We start from the raw sequence: 16139 nt of genomic DNA on the forward strand, positions 1-16139 counted from the left end.
CCCACTACAGTAGAAATTTAAGATTTGGGTTTCCCTTTAAAATGGGTAACGATACGAAATTTGTTTTTATTTTCAGTGGGGTTAGGTTTGGGGGTGGATTTGGATTCTGATATAGGTTCGCCTTTCAAGTCACTTGCTTCCTCTGTTTTGCTAGAAGGAGCAATTAATTGGTCCAATTGTTGGAGTTCTTTTTTCGTTAAATCCCTATATTTTCCAACAGGTATATCCAATTGAATATTGATTATACGAATCCGTTTTAATGCAGTAACCTCATAATCTAAATAGTCGCACATCCGTCGAATTTGGCGGTTTAATCCTTGAGTCAATGTGATACGAAAAATATAGCGGCTAATGGGTTCTACTTTGCATTTACGGGTAACCGTATCCAAAATAGGTACGCCATTCCCCATTCGCTGAATGAATCGGTCGGTAATAGGCTTATTGACAGTAACGATGTATTCTTTTTCGTGGTTGTTGCGCGCGCGCAAAATTTTATTTACAATATCACCGTCGTTGGTCATCAAAAGTAACCCTTCACTTGCTTTGTCTAGACGACCAATCGGGAAAATACGTTCCGGATAGTTGAGGTAATCTACAATATTGTTTTTTACGGCAGTATTTGTAGTACATTCAATCCCAACGGGTTTATGAAACGCCAAATAAATTCGTTTTTCGGTACTTTGGACTACCGGTTGACCATCAACACAAATACGATCCGTATCTCCAACTTTTGTACCGATTTCTGGAACGACACCATTTACCGTTACACGACCTTGCTCGATTAGCTTATCGGCCTCGCGACGGGAACAAAATCCCGATTCGGATAAGTATTTGTTTAAACGTGTCATGGGTGCAAAGATAATAGTTACATCGGAATTAGGGTCGATTTACAAATTCAACAAGTTGTTGATACAGTGCAGTATCATGCAAGCTATGTCCTAATCCACGTGTTGTAATCCAGATTGCATTAGGCCAAGCCGAAGCAATTTTCTGACTCTCTTCCCACAAAACCACTTGGTCATCTTGGTCATGAATAATCATTCCCGTAAGGGTGCTGTTGGCAATAAATTGTGCTGCTGAAAAATCGTCAATTGCAATCTCAAAACGACTTTGGGTATAGCTTTTTAAAAAGCGATATACTTTGGTGTTCAAACTTAAAAGCGCAACATAGTTTTTTAAAATAATCGTAAAATCTGATGGCGCTCCCAACAATACCATTTTTTTTATTTCGTGGGGATAATGCTTTTGATAATAAGTTATGGCATTGCCTCCAACAGAATGTCCAATTAGGATAGAAGGTTTGTATACCACTGCAATTGCATCGATAAACGAAGCGTATAAAGGAACATTGAATTCAGTGCCGCTGCTTTGTCCGTGAGCCGGACCGTCAATAGCAATGATGGTTTTACCGGTTTTAAGTAAATGTTTTAGCAGTTTTTTCCAGCGACTCGCATTGCTTTCCCAACCATGAACCAATAATACCACCTCGTCATTGCCTTTCCAAATATACGTTTGAATGGTATGCTTTGTTAAGTTGTGCTGTATAGCTTGTGCTTGTTGTAAAGTTGTTGGGATTTTATTGGGTTTAATTTTGCCTTTTCGAGGAGAACTAAATAACCGATAGGCTAACTCAAAAGCATATTTGGGGTAGAGAAAGCTCATTAGGTTGATATACAGCCCAACGGATTTTACAATTAAATAGTCGCGAAATTTTTTCAAACGCAGGATTTTTTGGGAATGAAAAAGCCACCTTTACGGTGGCTTCGTATTAGATTGATGCAAACATTTGATCCATTTTGTCGCGTTCTTCTTGCGCAAGAACGTTATCTACTAAAATTCGACCCGAATGCTCATCGGTGATGATTTTCTTGCGAGAAGCAATTTCAACTTGCGTTTGTGGTGGTATTGTAAAAAAAGATCCTACCGATGCACCACGCTCGATTGAAACTACGGCTAAACCGTTACGAACACTTTTACGGATACGGTCATAAGCCATTAATAAACGCGATTCGATTCCTTTGCGGTATTCTTCACTTTTGGCAATCAAAAAGTTTTCTTCTTTTTGCGTTTCTGCCATGATATCATTCAACTCCGATTTTTTGTGTTTTAAATGGGTTGACTTTTGGTCTAATTTTTCTTTGCTTTGTGCAATAGTATCTTTCTTGAAGTCAATAGAGGCTTTTAACTCTTTAATTTGTTTTTCAGCCAATTGAATTTCCAATTCTTGGTATTCTACTTCTTTTGTCAACGCATTGTATTCGCGGTTATTACGAACTTCTTTTTGCTGATCGGTGTACTTTTTTATAGCAACTTGATGCTCTTCAATAGCACTCTTTTTTGCTTTGATATTGTCTTCAATTTGAACCAAATCCAATTGAAGTTTTTCCAAACGTATTGTTAATCCGGCAACCTCGTCTTCCAAATCTTCTACTTCTAGCGGTAATTCGCCACGAACACTTCTAATTTCGTCAATTCGAGAATCGATTAATTGTAAATCATATAGCGCTCTTAATTTATCTTCAACGCTCATTTCTTTTGTAGTAGCCATATTTTATAAGTACTTAACCGGGTTTGTATTTTCTTCTGATAAAACGACTGCAAAATTAGTAATTTTTTCTTTAAGAAAGTCAACTATATAATTTTTTGTAAATCTTTCACTTTCATAATGACCAATATCAGCAAGGATTATTTTACCTTCCGCTTGATAATACTCATGGTATTTTAGATCGGCCGTGAGGTAAATATCGGCACCTGCTTGCAAAGCATGCTGTATTGCAAAACTTCCCGATCCTCCTAATACGGCTACTTTTTGAATTTTTTTACCCAACAAGGCCGAATGCCGAATACCACCGCATTTAAATTTTGATTTTACGAATTGCAGGAAATCTAGTTCAGCCATGGGTTCGACCAATGCACCTACGCGTCCCAAACCAATCGATTGATGAATGTTTTGTAAAGAATAGATTTCGTAAGCCACTTCCTCATAAACGTGATTGGAAAATAAGGCGTTTACGATTTTATTTTGAAGCTGCTTTTCATAGGTAACTTCGATTTTTACTTCGGGTGTTTCCATGTACTGATGACGCTCTCCAAGCACGGGATTACTATTTTTATTCCCACGATAGGAACCAATCCCGGTCGATGTAAAACTGCAATGTTCATAATTTCCTATACTACCGGCACCTGCTGCAAAAAGCGCTTGTCGGATGGTTTCTGCATTTTCCAATGGGGCATAGGTAGTCAATTTTTGAATGTGATCAGATTTTGGGACAAGTACTTTCGTGTTAATTAATCCCAATGCATTAGCAATTAGGGTATTAACACCCAGTGAATGGTTGTCTAAAGCCGTATGAACAGCATAAATAGCGATGTCATTTTTGATCGCTTTAATGACAGCACGTTCGACATAATCTTTACCCGTTATTTTTTTTAATCCAGAAAAAAGGATTGGATGAAAACAAACAACAAAATTGCATTTTTTGGCTATCGCCTCATCGATAACTCCCTCTAACGCATCATGGCAAACCAATATCCCCAAAATTGCGGTTTCTAAATTACCAACGAGTAAGCCAACATTGTCAAAGTCCTCTGCATAGGCAGTAGGTGCGAGTTCTTCAAGAATTGGAAGTAGTTCTTTTATTTTCATTCCATTTGATGTTTTTATTCACAGCGATTAGTTGCAAAATTTGATTACGTTTCCCAACGGTTAAATTCTTCGATCCATTGCCAAACGCCGTTAATTTTTTGAAACAATACAAAGCTACCACTATTATGTTCAATACTTCGATAAAATCCTATTTTGATTAAACAATAGTTGTTAGGGAGGTAAATGGGTTTGTTGACAATGAGCATTCGTTGATTATTTTCGCCAAAGGATTGATTCAACGCTTGAAATTTTTCCAAACTTACCGGAGTTTGTACTTTCGTTTGTAGGTATTGATGCTGATTCGTAAACAAGAGTTGAAATTCTGTATTCCAATTTTCTTGCTGGTTTTCGATTTGAATTTGCTTTTTGATTTCCGCGTAAAAATTTTTCAAAACGGGATGTGCTTTACATCCTTCAGAAATTTCAACCGTATTGTTTGCTTTTTCACTATAAAAAAAGAGCAATTGCAATCGGTTTTTTACAACCGGTTTTTCATTTGCATAATATTTTGTCAATATCATTTTTAATAGTGCAGCATTGTCTTGCACTTGGGTTTGTCCATAGGTCCAAAGCGATAAAAGCATTCCTAAAACTGCGAAAAATGACTTCATTTTTTACCGTGTTGAATTCTTCAAAGATAAAAAAATGTTACTTTCGTACTATGATAATCTTGCGCTACCTTCTTTTCCCTTTCGCTTTACTTTATGGCTGTATTACTGCGGTGCGTAACTATTGTTATCAAATTGGGATTTTTAAATCCTACCGGTACAATTTGCCCATTATAGCGGTTGGCAATCTAAGTGTTGGCGGTACAGGTAAAACGCCACAAATTGAAGCCTTAATACGATTGTTGCAACCGCGTTATCGGTTGGCTACTTTAAGCAGAGGCTATGGTCGCTCATCAAAAGGGTATATTGTTGCCAATGATTTGGATTCAATAGCAGTAAATGACGCTGCTATTGGAGATGAGCCGTATCAAATGTTTCTAAAATTCCCAAACATTACCGTTGCTGTTGCTGCAAATCGCAGTTTTGGAATCGATCAATTGGTGCTGCGTCAACCTCCGCCAGAGATAGTATTACTCGATGATGCATTTCAACACCGGCGTGTTCATGCTGGATTGTATATTTTGCTGACAGCCTACAACGATTTGTTTTGTAATGATTGGATGTTGCCAACGGGAACCTTGCGTGAATTTACTTCCGGAAAAAATAGAGCCAATATGATTATTGTAACAAAATGTCCGGCCGATTTGAGTGAACTGGAGCAACAGAAAATTCATGCGGATTTGGGTGTCTTCATTCCCGTTTATTTCAGTACAATATGCTATGATTCATTTGTTTACAATGCTAATGGGCAGTTTCATCTAGATATATTTCGAGGAAAGCCCAAAGTACTATTGGCCGGGATTGCAAAACCCGAGCCATTTTATTCGTTACTTCAAGAGGAAGGTGATACGGTATTGCGATTTCCTGATCATCATGATTTTTCTGCACAGGATATTGAAAAAATTAATCGAACAGCTCAACAACTCCCCATACTTACTACCGAGAAGGATTATGTTCGTTTGATAGGCAAAGGCATTACGGCGCCGATATATTATTTACCCATTCAAAGTCAACTTTTGGCTGGCGCATCAGAATGGCAACAACAAATAGAAGACTATGTGGGATCAAGTGCAAGAAACCGTTAAATATATTCAAGAGACTTCGGGATTTACGCCAGAATATGGCGTTATCTTGGGTTCTGGATTGGGAAGTTTTACAGAAGATATACAGATTGAAATTTCTATCCCGTATGCACAGATTCCTAATTTTCCAATTTCAACTGTTCAAGGCCATCAAGGAACTTTAGTATTTGGTACTATTGGTACCAAAAAAGTGATTGCGATGCAAGGCCGGTTTCATTATTATGAGGGTTACTCAATGCAACAAGTAACCTTTCCGGTTCGGGTGATGAAGCATTTGGGTATTTCAAAGTTAATCGTATCTAATGCTGCGGGTGGGGTAAATCCGGCCTATCATGTAGGTTCGATAGTATGTATTAAAGACCATATTAATTTAATGCCAGAGCATCCTTTGCGGGGTAAAAATGATGAACGATTTGGCCCTCGATTTGTCAATATGAGCGAACCCTATAGTGTGAAAATGATACAAAAAGCCAAAGAAATTGCACTGTCAAACGGAATTACCCTTCTTGACGGTGTTTATTTAGGGTTGCAAGGGCCTACTTTTGAAACTCTTGCCGAATACCGGATGGTTAAAACCGTGGGTGCCGATTGTGTTGGAATGTCTACTGTGCCCGAAGTGATTGTCGCGCGCCACATGGATATGGAAGTTTTTGGCTTGTCGGTAATTACTGATATGGGTGATGATGCCGCTATAGAAAGCGTAAATCATGAAGAAGTGTTAAAAGCTGCACAAAAAGCGGAGCCCGATGTTCGATTGCTAATCCGCGAATTGATACAGCGCTATTAACTACAATAGATGATCGGAAATGATTTTGTAAAATTTTTCCGGCTCAAAAGGTTTTGTCAGTACATCGGTCATCCCAAATGAGAGGAGCATTTCTCGATTTTCATTTAAAGAAATTGCGGTTAATGCAATGATTGGAATTGTAGTATTAAATTCCCGGATTTGTTGTGTGGCTATAGTTCCGTTGATTCCGGGTAAATGAACATCCATTAATACCAAATCAAAATTTTGGGCTTCTTTGCGCAGTAAAGTAACGCAATCTTCCCCATTATCAAGAATGCGGCAATGCATTCCGCGATTTTCGAGCATTTTTCGAGTAATCATCTGGTTGATTTTGTTGTCTTCAACCAATAATATGCGTTTTCCTTCAATAACCATTTCTGGATGGACTTCTTCAGGAGTAACTTCAGGTTCAACAACTGCTTCAACCGAACTCACTTCAAAAGGAAGCGAAAAGGTAAAAGTTGATCCGAGTCCAACTTTACTATTTAACGTTATAGTACCGCCTAAGAGTTCGACTAATCGCTTTACAATCGTCAAACCAAGCCCTGTTCCACCATATTTGCGATTAATTTCGATTGAACCTTGGGAAAAACTTTCAAAAATTTCACTTTGCTTATCCTCTGGAATTCCAATTCCATTATCGGACACTTGAAAATTGATACGAATTGTTTGATCTTGAACTTCTTCTATTTTTGCAATTAAACGAACATGACCATTTTTTGTAAACTTCAACGCATTATTCACTAAATTGATTATAATTTGTGAAAGCTTTGTTGGGTCGCAAATTACGATTTCAGGAATCGCATCGTCAATCTCAATTTCAAAAGTATTGTGATTCTGCAACGCAATTTCACGAAAGGAATTTTGAATGTTTTTTAAATGAGACCGAATTGAAAAAGCAATTAATTCTACTGAAATATGTTCAGATTCTATTCGGTTAATCTCTAAGATGTCGTTAATAAAAGTTAGCAGGTAATTCCCAGAAAACTTTAATGAATTCAAATATTCAATTTGAGAGGGTTTTGGGTCTTCTTCGATAAGTAAATGCGTGATCCCATTTATTGCATTTAAAGGCGTGCGCAATTCATGGCTAACCGTCGAAAGGAATTCCAAACGCGCTTTTGTTGCATTCTCTGCTTTTTCTTTGGCTAATTCTAATTCTCGGTTTTTCTCTTGCAATAATTTATTGGAGTCATTACGTATAATATTGTTTTTGTATAACGATAAACTCAATAAGGACAAAATTGAGATCAAAGCAATTGCCAGTATACTAATCAGTTTTGAAAAGTTTTTTGCTTTCAGCTGACTTTCGCGTTCCCGTTCCAATTGTTCGGCATTTTTAATTTTTTCGGTATTTTTAAACGAATCAAAATCCACCGGTTCAATCATGGCGTGAAATTGATTGTCAATACTGTCTTTGATCTCAACATAGCGTTTTAAATAGAGGTGCGATGCTTCAATGTTGGCGTTTTTTTCATTAATCTGACTCAAAGCCAAAAGTATATTCGATTGCAATTCTGGTTGGTAGGAGCACCGGTTTAAGGCGCGTTTCATATAACTCAAAGCCAAATTGTATCGTTTTCGGTCTTTTTCAATCATTCCCAAATGATACATCGCTTCGGGAATTACTTTCCGAGTGTGAATGGTGTCTGTTTGTGCAATTAGTTGCTGTAAAAGCGCAATAGACGCATCGGTTTTTCCGAGTTCCTTGTAGATAATTGCCCGTTGCAAATTAATCATTGCAATGGCACTATGAATCATTAACTTATCAAATAAAACCTGTGCTTGATTTAAATTTTTTTCCGCAAGAGTTGTATTTTTTTGCTTAATATAAGCCATGCCAAGGTAATAATAACACATGGCTTGTTCTGTAGAAACGGGCAAAGTAGAATAGATGGCTACACTTCGCACAAATGCATCGATGGCATCCTCTTGTTTGCGTAAGTCATAATAAACTAATCCTAAGTTGTAATAGCCATCAGCCAGTGCTTTATCGTCATTTTGTTTTTGCGAAAAATCAATAGCTTTTTTAGAATAGAAGAGGCAATTCCGGTAGTTGTTGGCTTTTTTATTGTATTCGATTTGCTCAAAATAATAGCTTAAACTGTCAATTGATTTTGATGTTTTTTTTTGACCAAATAGCACAAAAGGAACCAATAAGAAAATGAGTATTTTCTTCATTATAAGCCTAAATAAGAGTCAAAATAAGTAATTATTTTGAAATAAGCCTAATTAAATCAACTAATCTCGATGAATAACCGATTTCATTATCATACCATCCTACAACTTTTACCATTTTATCGATAACCGAGGTGAGTTGCGCATCAAACAAACACGAGTGGGTATTACCCAATATATCAACAGATACAATAGGATCTTCGGTATAATCTAATAAGCCCTGCAGCTCATTTTCGGCTGCTTTTTTAAAGGCGGCATTGATGGCCTCAATAGACGTGTTTTTTCTTACATTAAATGTAATATCAGTTAGCGATCCATCAGGCACAGGAACACGAATACCACAGCCACCAATTTTTCCTTCTAATTGGGGAAAAATCTTCGTTAGCGCTTTGGCAGCACCTGTGGTTGTTGGAACAATCGATTGGGCGGCTCCTCGTGCACGGCGTAAATCATGATGGGGCTGATCGTGTAAACTTTGGTCGGTTGTATAGGAATGGACCGTGGTGATATAGGCTTGTTCAATACCACATAATTCCTCAATTACCTTAATCATGGGAGCGGCATTGTTGGTGGTGCAGCTGGCATTGGAAATAACTGTTTCCGATCCATCCAAAATGGATTCATTAACGCCAATCACTATTGTTTTTATTTGGGATTCTTCAGAGGGGGCGGTTAGAATCACCTTTGGTGCACCGGCATCGATATGCTGTGCAATTTGGGTATAGGTTTTAAATTTACCAGTAGCCTCGATCACAAGATCAACCTGCATGGATTTCCAAGGAATGTTTTGAATTTCTTTTTCATGAAAAAAAGCAATTGTTTTTCCTTCTATTTGAAACCCCGTGCTATCAAATTGTATCCGTAACGGAAATTTTCCATGAATGCTGTCGTATTGGGTCAGATGCGCCATTGTTGCCGTATCTGCAATGTCATTGATCGCAACCACTTCGATTTCTTTGTGATTCCAAAGTAAGCGAAATAAATTACGACCAATACGACCGTAGCCGTTGATGCCAATACGAATTTTATTCATGAGATAGAATTAAAGAATATGTTTTTCAGCGTGGTAACTGGATCGAACCAAAGCCCCACTTTCAACATGGCGGAACCCCATTTCTTTGCCAATACGCTCGTATTTTTCAAATTGTTCCGGTGTAATGAACTCTTTCACAGGCAAATGTTTTTTGCTGGGTTGTAAGTACTGACCAAGGGTTACAATATCAACATTAACATTCCGTAAATCGCGCATCATTTCCAGTACTTCTGCTTCAGTTTCACCCAAACCCAACATGATACCCGATTTGGTTCTGCGAATCCCTTGTTCCTTTAAATAGTTTAAAACTTCAAGACTGCGATCGTATTTAGCTTGAATACGCACTTCACGTGTTAAGCGACGAACGGTTTCCATATTGTGCGAAACAACTTCGGGATTAGCGGCTACAATGCGATCAATATGCCTATGAATTCCTTGAAAATCGGGAATTAAGGTTTCTAATGTGGTGGTTGGATTCATCCGACGAATAGCCTCTACGGTTTCTTGCCAAATAATCGAACCCATATCTTTTAAGTCATCACGGTCCACACTAGTGATTACTGCGTGTTTGATACCCATAAGTTTAATCGATCGCGCTACCTTTTCCGGTTCGTCCCAATCTACATTTTCTGGCCGTCCTGTTTTCACGCCGCAGAATCCACAAGAGCGGGTACAAATATTACCTAAAATCATAAACGTCGCCGTTCCTTCGCCCCAACATTCCCCCATATTCGGACAACTACCGGAAGTACAAATCGTATTTAATTTGTATTTGTCAACCAAGCCACGTAGTTCGGTATATTTTTGACCAATAGGTAATTTTACCTTGAGCCATTTGGGTTTACCATTAGGGGGTACTATTGTAGTGGATTCCGAATTCATATTTTATAAAAATAGAAATACAAAAATACAATCTAAATTTTACAAAGAAGGCGTTCTGTTAAAGTTTTAAGAAATGTTAGTTACTCGACAAAGTCCAATTCTTTGTTGTGGGTTTCGGGTATGGTAAGTGTAGCATAAATTCCTAAACCAAAAGCAAGGATTCCAACCCATAGTGCAGCCATAATTACGGTTTGCGTTTGTTTGAAATAGTCAAATAGAAGCAGCATAACCGGTAATAATCCCCGAACCATATTGGGAACAGTGGTGGTGGTGGTATTGCGCATATTGGTGCCAAATTGTTCGGCAGCCACGGTGACAAACATTGCCCAGTAGCCTGTGCCTAGTCCGAGCCATGCGCAAAAAAAGTAGTAACTATTTTCTGAATTAGCACCTCCGAAAAGCATCCATACCACCCCTACAATGGTAAACAGCATCATATATAAAATTGCTTTTTTGCGCGAATGTAAGGCATGCGAAATAAAGCCACTGGCAAAATCACCCACGGATATACCCACATAGCCCCACATGATAGCTTTACCCGGAACAATAGTTGTAATTCCCATTTCGGGCGCAAATTGATTGGCCATCATTGCTAATATTCCAATACAATACCAAGTTGGCAAACCAATGGCAATACATTTAAGGTATTTTATGCAGCGTACTTTATTGGTAAATAAAGAGAGAAAATTGCCTTTTGCAATACCTGTATTCTTTTCAAGATCTTTGTAAATACCGCTTTCTGTAACTCGTATGCGTAAAACTAAAAGTAGCAATCCAAGTATACCTCCTATAAAATAGGCGGTAGTCCAATTGTCCGCCATTTGTACCGTAAGTTGCGCTACAACGGCTCCTAATAATCCAAATCCAGCTACCAAAGATGTGCCCAAAGCGCGCAATTCTTTGGGTAAACTTTCAGATACAAGGGTAATTCCTGCTCCCAATTCACCTGCCAAACCAATTCCAGCAATAAAACGCAACACTGCATATAAAGTCGCCTGGTCCATAAAATGCATTTGCGGTAAAAAACCACACGCAATATTGGCCAATGAATAAACCACTATAGATCCAAAAAGCACCGAAAGTCGCCCTTTTTTATCCCCAAAAATCCCCCAAAGTATCCCACCCAGTAATAGACCAGTCATTTGGTAGTTGATAATTTGTGTGCCTACCGTGTCGACATCCATTCCCAATTCGGTAAGACTCGGAACCCGTACAATTCCAAAAAGCAATAGGTCATAAATGTCAACAAAATAGCCTAAGGCAGCAATAATAACAGGAAAACTTACTAAATGTTTCCATTTTTCCTGTGGCGTGAATTGCTTCATATCAATACGGTTTAGATGGCTAAAAATAACAAAAAAACCGTAGCGAAAAACTACGGTTGGTTGTTCGGATTAAAAACTTAATTATTTACGGTAATCGGAATAGTGAAACGGGATCGAACCGCTTGGCCGTTTTTCACACCTGCTTTCCATTTGATTTTGATCGAATTTAATACGCGAATAGCCTCACGATCAACATCTTGATCTGCATTGCGCAAAATTTGAATATCGGTCATTACTCCATTTCGCTCAATCACAAACGAAACAAATACTTTCCGCACATGGTTGTCCTCTCCAACAGCTTCGGGATTGAATTGGGTTTTAATCTCGTGGTAAAAACGTTCCAATCCTCCCGGAAATTCGGGTTGTACATCCAACGTTGCTGAATTTTCTATTGCAGTACTCGGAAGTTCAGGAAGTGTTGTCCCGGTAGTACTACCACCGGTGTTGGATGCCCCTGGAATTCCGCTGGGTGTACCTTGAGTACCGGTTCCGTTATAGGGTCCGGTAGTGGGTTCAACCACAGGGGCTATAGGTTCGGGTTCTACAGGCACAAGTGCGGGTGGTACAGGTTTGTACAATTTTACTGGATTTTCCAAAGTCTTAGGAGCTGGACTGCCTTTCGGTACATTGGGTTCCTTTGGAAGGATTACATCAACAACGCGAAGGGGATCGGTAATTACGGGTGGAATTACAACAGGTTCGGGCTTTACCGTAAAAGCACTCAATAAAAAAACACTTGCCGCGAGTAGTCCGATGCCCGTAAAAAAAGCGATTAATGTTGTTTTTTCATTTTCACGACGCAATTGGTAGGCCCCGTATTTTTGGTTTTTGCCTTCAAAAATGACATCAAGCCATTTTTTTTCAAAGATACTTACGCGATTCATAATACTATGGTTTTAAGTTAAAGTATCATTAGTGCATAGGCAATATCATTTTAAAAGGGTTAACACCATAATAACGCAAATGCGGCAGCAAAAATTGCAGCACAAATCAAAAGAAAGAAAATAAAAAATAAAATTTTAAAAAGAAGCGCGTTTTTGAATGATTTCTGCCAATAATTTTTTAGCGCGAAGCAGTTTGATTTTCACGTTACTTAAAGGTTCATTTACTTGATTGGCAATTTCTTGGTAGCTCAATTCTTGAAAATAACGCAATTGAATAATTTCTTGGTAATGGGGTTTTAATTCTTTAATGTATAGCAGTAATCGCGATAAATTTTGTTCCTTAATTAATTCGTCTTCTACCGAAGGGGAAGTGTCGGCGACTTTGTAAGCTTGTTGGTTTTCTTCTGTAGTGCTGGACACAAATAAAGATGATTTTCGTTTGCGTAGCAGGTCGATATGTACATTTTTGGCAATAGCAATTAACCAAGTATTAAATTGAAATTCGTTTTTATAAGTGGCGATTTTATCAAAAGCTTTGGCAAAGGTTTCAATGGTAATATCTTCGGCATCCGTTTCATTTTCGGTTCGATTTAAGATAAAACCATAAACCTCATTCCAATAATGGTCGAGAAGAAAGGTAAACGCAATTTGGTCTCCTTTTTTTGCTTTTTCAATATAGAAGATTATTTCCAATGGACTGGTTTCGAAAATAAATTGGTGAGGGATACATTCAATTGGGACACAATTAAAACGATTTCAATCACAGGATAGAAATACATGACATCCTTTTCTTTTAGTTTTCCGGCAGCCATGCCTAAAGTTATCCATGAAAACAAGTAGCGGAATCCCAAAATGCTACATACGATAATCCATTGGTAGTGAAAGGCAAGGAGGATAATGGGTAAAATTAAAAACAGCAATTGGGTCATGTAAAAAAGTCCCAACTGAACCTTATCAAATCCTTTGTAATGTTGTGCTGTTGAAACATGTCGCCGCTTTTGATTAAACCATGCTTTGTAGGTTGTTTTCGGTGCTGAATACGTAAAGCTTTCTGGAGTGTAACACACGGTAGTGTTTGTTCCATTGCCGGCTTGATTGATGAATAGATCATCATCACCCGAACGCAATTTCATGTGATCCATAAATCCGCGCACCCGAAAAAACTCCTCTTTTTTGTACGCCATATTTCGACCTACTCCCATATAGGGTTTGCCCAATTTTGCCCAAGCAAAATATTGTGTGGCGGTTAATAAGGTTTCAAAACGAATGATTTTATTTAAAAACGAACCTTTGCTTTTTTCATAAGCACCGTAGCCAAGAACAATTGTTTTTTGTTGTGTAAAATGTCCTGTCATTTCTTTTATCCATTGATTGGATGTTGGGTAACAATCGGCATCAGTAAATAAAAGGTATTCGTGTTTTGCGGCTTTGATTCCTAGCGTAAGTGCAAATTTTTTATTGCCCCAAAAAGCTTCATTGTTTTCTACTTTGACCAATTTGACATGGGCGTATTGCTTCTCAAAGGCTTCAAATAGGTCTATTGTTTCATCGCTTGAGGCATCATCAATCAATACGATTTCATAGTCGGGATAATCTTGTTCAGCTAGAAGCGGTACAAGTTTTTGAATGTTTTCTGCTTCATTTTTAGCACAAACAATTACCGAAATGGGAATTCGTTTAGGTGTGCCTTTTTGGGCTTTGTTGAAGGAAAATTTACCAAAGAAAACCACGTAATACAAGAATTGCAAAATTACAACGGCAATAAATAAGCAAAAAAGTACAAATAGAACCATAGTTTTTTTTCGTTAAAAAACGTTGGCAAAGGTAGGGATTCTCTGGGCAATAATCAAGGTAGATTTTGATAAAAGATAATTGATTATTATCATCACTAAGTTTGTATTTAACTACTTTAGGTTTTCATTAAAGTAAAATAAATCGCATTGAAACCCAAAGATAGTGCTGAGCAGTTGTTTTAGTAATTATCAAATAATATTCACTTCCGCTTCGATTGCTATACCGTATTTGTCGTATACAGTTTTTTGAACCCGCTTGGACAAGTTGACCAATTCGGTTCCTGAAGCATTCCCATAGTTGACAATGACTAGTGCTTGGTTTTTGTGAACACCTGCATCGCCTTCTCGAAATCCTTTTAAACCGGCATGTTCAATTAACCAACCGGCAGGGACTTTCACTTCGGTAGGGGAGACTTCAAAATACTTGATATCTGGAAACTGTTCTCGTACTTTTTCGAAGTGTTCACGAGTAATAACCGGATTTTTAAAAAAACTTCCGCTATTGCCCAATTCTTTCGGGTCGGGTAATTTGCTTTGTCGGATTGCAATTACAGCATTGCTGATATCCTTAATTGTAGGATGTTGAATTCCGTGCTTTGCCAATTCGGCCTTGATATCACCATAATTGCTGTTAATCGCGTGCTGGTGTTTGGTTAATTTAAAGACAACCGAGGTAATGATGTATTGCCCTTTCAGCTCTTGTTTGAAAATGCTTTCGCGGTAGCCAAACTTACACGCTTCTAATGAAAAAATAGGGGTTGTTAAACCATCGATAGCAATGGTACTGCATTGCACAAAAGTGTCTTTGATTTCGGCACCATAAGCGCCAATATTTTGAACTGGAGTTGTTCCTACATTCCCCGGTATTAATGACATGTTTTCAAGGCCACCAAAATTTTGTTCGATAGTCCACAATACAAATTCATGCCAATTTTCACCTGCCATTGCCTGCACCCAAACATAATTTTCGTCTTCTTGAATTACGGTTATCCCTTTGATTGCAACATGGATTACCAACGCATCAATATCTTGGGTGAGCAACATGTTGCTTCCGCCACCCAAAATAAATTTTTTTTCATGGGGATATTTACGCAAAACGGCTTCTAAAGCGTCCACAGAATCGACAGCAATAAATTGCCGCGCTTTTACATCGATGCCAAAGGTGTTGTAATTTTTAAGTGAAAAATTAGAATGAATATTCATCGCATACGGAATTTCTGTTTGTTAATCTTCGGTTGTTAAGCCCCGACGCAAAAAATCATTAAACGGTTTTAATACGGCTAATTGCTGTGCAATTTTGGTATGAAAATCAGGATCGTCAAAGGCATTATCTTGGATTGGAAAGGCTGCTGTAAAACTTTTTAATTTTAAAAATTCAATTGCCGGATGATTCGGATCTACATCCTTTGGGGCTTTTTTGAGTACATTTCCTTCTTCACGGGTAAGGGTTTGAAACGTATCTGAAAATGCTTTAGCAGTAACAATTGCTTCCAAATCTTCGTAAAAAAATTCAATTTCTTTACGTATTTTTTTTAACTGATCGGGTTCTGGACACCATACACCACCAGCGATAAATGAAGCGCCTTTTTCGTAGTGAATATAATACCCCGGACTGTTTTTATGGTTTTTATTTTGGGTAAACCACATGCCCATATTTGTTTTGTAGGGTGATTTATCTTTAGAAAATCGGATATCCCGATTAATGCGAAATGTACAATGTTTGGGTTCTAAGGGTTCGAGCGTTGGATCCCATTTTTTTAATTCGGACAAAACGGCTGCAATCAACCCATGGTAAAACTTTTTATAATCTTCATACCGTTTTTTCTGACTGTGAAACCATTCGGTATTGTTGTTTTCTTTGAGTTCTTCCAAAAACTGAAAAGCTTCCTTTGCATGCATCTTACAATTGTTTTTTGATTTC

Annotated in this window: 16 protein-coding genes; 2 read left to right on the forward strand and 14 right to left on the reverse strand. The window is 38.0% G+C overall.

All coding sequences use genetic code 11. The features are described from left to right. Positions 1-17: 17 nt before the first annotated feature. Genes rluF through Q0039_RS00545 form a run of 5 tightly spaced genes read right to left on the reverse strand, consistent with a single transcriptional unit; the run spans position 18 to position 4257 of the window. Positions 18-848: a 23S rRNA pseudouridine(2604) synthase RluF gene (rluF, locus tag Q0039_RS00525; RefSeq protein WP_297507411.1), complete on the reverse strand. Its 831-nt coding sequence runs from the start codon at positions 846-848 to the stop codon at positions 18-20. Positions 849-876: 28 nt separating this feature from the next. Continuing rightward, a complete protein-coding gene (locus Q0039_RS00530; protein WP_366520853.1) occupies positions 877-1719 on the reverse strand; it encodes an alpha/beta hydrolase in 843 nt (280 codons plus the stop codon). A 49-nt stretch (positions 1720-1768) separates the two neighbouring features. Continuing rightward, the gene (locus Q0039_RS00535; protein ID WP_297507414.1) at positions 1769-2548 is read right to left on the reverse strand and encodes a hypothetical protein; all 780 of its coding nucleotides are present in this window, start codon (positions 2546-2548) and stop codon (positions 1769-1771) included. A 3-nt stretch (positions 2549-2551) separates the two neighbouring features. Continuing rightward, positions 2552-3646 carry a Nif3-like dinuclear metal center hexameric protein gene (locus Q0039_RS00540; protein WP_297507417.1) on the reverse strand — a complete coding sequence of 365 codons (1095 nt, stop codon included), beginning with the start codon at positions 3644-3646 and terminating at the stop codon, positions 2552-2554. 44 nt (positions 3647-3690) lie between these two features. Continuing rightward, positions 3691-4257 (reverse strand): hypothetical protein, encoded by a 567-nt coding sequence (locus Q0039_RS00545; RefSeq protein WP_297507419.1) that lies wholly within the window; start codon positions 4255-4257, stop codon positions 3691-3693. A gap of 50 nt (positions 4258-4307) precedes the next feature. Here Q0039_RS00545 and lpxK point away from each other — a divergent pair, with 50 nt between their 5' ends. Then, positions 4308-5339 (forward strand): tetraacyldisaccharide 4'-kinase, encoded by a 1032-nt coding sequence (gene lpxK / locus Q0039_RS00550; RefSeq protein ID WP_297507422.1) that lies wholly within the window; start codon positions 4308-4310, stop codon positions 5337-5339. Continuing rightward, the gene (locus Q0039_RS00555; RefSeq protein ID WP_297507425.1) at positions 5311-6123 is read left to right on the forward strand and encodes a purine-nucleoside phosphorylase; all 813 of its coding nucleotides are present in this window, start codon (positions 5311-5313) and stop codon (positions 6121-6123) included. Before lpxK ends, Q0039_RS00555 begins: the two co-directional genes overlap by 29 nt. Here the strand turns inward: Q0039_RS00555 and Q0039_RS00560 are convergent, their stop codons facing one another. The 9 genes from Q0039_RS00560 to Q0039_RS00600 form a co-directional block, all read right to left on the reverse strand. Further along, positions 6124-8304 (reverse strand): ATP-binding protein, encoded by a 2181-nt coding sequence (locus tag Q0039_RS00560; RefSeq protein ID WP_297507427.1) that lies wholly within the window; start codon positions 8302-8304, stop codon positions 6124-6126. It lies immediately after the preceding gene. Positions 8305-8335: 31 nt separating this feature from the next. After that, positions 8336-9334, reverse strand: a complete 999-nt coding sequence (gene gap / locus Q0039_RS00565; protein ID WP_297507430.1) for a type I glyceraldehyde-3-phosphate dehydrogenase — start codon at positions 9332-9334, stop codon at positions 8336-8338. A gap of 9 nt (positions 9335-9343) precedes the next feature. Continuing rightward, a complete protein-coding gene (gene lipA / locus Q0039_RS00570) occupies positions 9344-10216 on the reverse strand; it encodes a lipoyl synthase (RefSeq protein WP_297507433.1) in 873 nt (290 codons plus the stop codon). 80 nt (positions 10217-10296) lie between these two features. Continuing rightward, positions 10297-11541 (reverse strand): MFS transporter, encoded by a 1245-nt coding sequence (locus Q0039_RS00575; protein ID WP_297507436.1) that lies wholly within the window; start codon positions 11539-11541, stop codon positions 10297-10299. A 77-nt stretch (positions 11542-11618) separates the two neighbouring features. Beyond that, positions 11619-12425 (reverse strand): energy transducer TonB, encoded by an 807-nt coding sequence (locus Q0039_RS00580; protein WP_297507438.1) that lies wholly within the window; start codon positions 12423-12425, stop codon positions 11619-11621. A gap of 135 nt (positions 12426-12560) precedes the next feature. Further along, positions 12561-13118, reverse strand: a complete 558-nt coding sequence (locus tag Q0039_RS00585; protein WP_297507442.1) for a sigma-70 family RNA polymerase sigma factor — start codon at positions 13116-13118, stop codon at positions 12561-12563. After that, the gene (locus Q0039_RS00590) at positions 13109-14218 is read right to left on the reverse strand and encodes a glycosyltransferase (RefSeq protein ID WP_297507444.1); all 1110 of its coding nucleotides are present in this window, start codon (positions 14216-14218) and stop codon (positions 13109-13111) included. The genes Q0039_RS00585 and Q0039_RS00590 overlap by 10 nt, the downstream gene beginning before the upstream one ends. Positions 14219-14407: 189 nt before the next feature. Continuing rightward, positions 14408-15421, reverse strand: a complete 1014-nt coding sequence (gene murB / locus Q0039_RS00595) for a UDP-N-acetylmuramate dehydrogenase (protein WP_297507446.1) — start codon at positions 15419-15421, stop codon at positions 14408-14410. A gap of 21 nt (positions 15422-15442) precedes the next feature. Then, positions 15443-16139: DUF2461 domain-containing protein (locus Q0039_RS00600; protein WP_366520854.1), on the reverse strand; the 697-nt coding region annotated here is incomplete at its 5' end.

The organism is Flavobacterium sp. (assembly GCF_027484945.1).
Classification (GTDB): Bacteria; Bacteroidota; Bacteroidia; order Flavobacteriales; family Flavobacteriaceae; genus Flavobacterium.

Excerpts from the sequence above, each read along its gene's own strand:
- Q0039_RS00535 (WP_297507414.1), bottom strand. The coding sequence starts at position 2,548 with ATGGCTACTACAAAAGAAATGAGCGTTGAAGATAAATTAAGAGCGCTA.
- rluF (WP_297507411.1), bottom strand. The coding sequence starts at position 848 with ATGACACGTTTAAACAAATACTTATCCGAATCGGGATTTTGTTCCCGT.
- gap (WP_297507430.1), bottom strand. The coding sequence starts at position 9,334 with ATGAATAAAATTCGTATTGGCATCAACGGCTACGGTCGTATTGGTCGT.
- Q0039_RS00560 (WP_297507427.1), bottom strand. The coding sequence starts at position 8,304 with ATGAAGAAAATACTCATTTTCTTATTGGTTCCTTTTGTGCTATTTGGT.
- lipA (WP_297507433.1), bottom strand. The coding sequence starts at position 10,216 with ATGAATTCGGAATCCACTACAATAGTACCCCCTAATGGTAAACCCAAA.
- Q0039_RS00555 (WP_297507425.1), top strand. The coding sequence starts at position 5,311 with ATGTGGGATCAAGTGCAAGAAACCGTTAAATATATTCAAGAGACTTCG.
- lpxK (WP_297507422.1), top strand. The coding sequence starts at position 4,308 with ATGATAATCTTGCGCTACCTTCTTTTCCCTTTCGCTTTACTTTATGGC.
- Q0039_RS00575 (WP_297507436.1), bottom strand. The coding sequence starts at position 11,541 with ATGAAGCAATTCACGCCACAGGAAAAATGGAAACATTTAGTAAGTTTT.
- Q0039_RS00580 (WP_297507438.1), bottom strand. The coding sequence starts at position 12,425 with ATGAATCGCGTAAGTATCTTTGAAAAAAAATGGCTTGATGTCATTTTT.
- murB (WP_297507446.1), bottom strand. The coding sequence starts at position 15,421 with ATGAATATTCATTCTAATTTTTCACTTAAAAATTACAACACCTTTGGC.
- Q0039_RS00545 (WP_297507419.1), bottom strand. The coding sequence starts at position 4,257 with ATGAAGTCATTTTTCGCAGTTTTAGGAATGCTTTTATCGCTTTGGACC.
- Q0039_RS00540 (WP_297507417.1), bottom strand. The coding sequence starts at position 3,646 with ATGAAAATAAAAGAACTACTTCCAATTCTTGAAGAACTCGCACCTACT.
- Q0039_RS00590 (WP_297507444.1), bottom strand. The coding sequence starts at position 14,218 with ATGGTTCTATTTGTACTTTTTTGCTTATTTATTGCCGTTGTAATTTTG.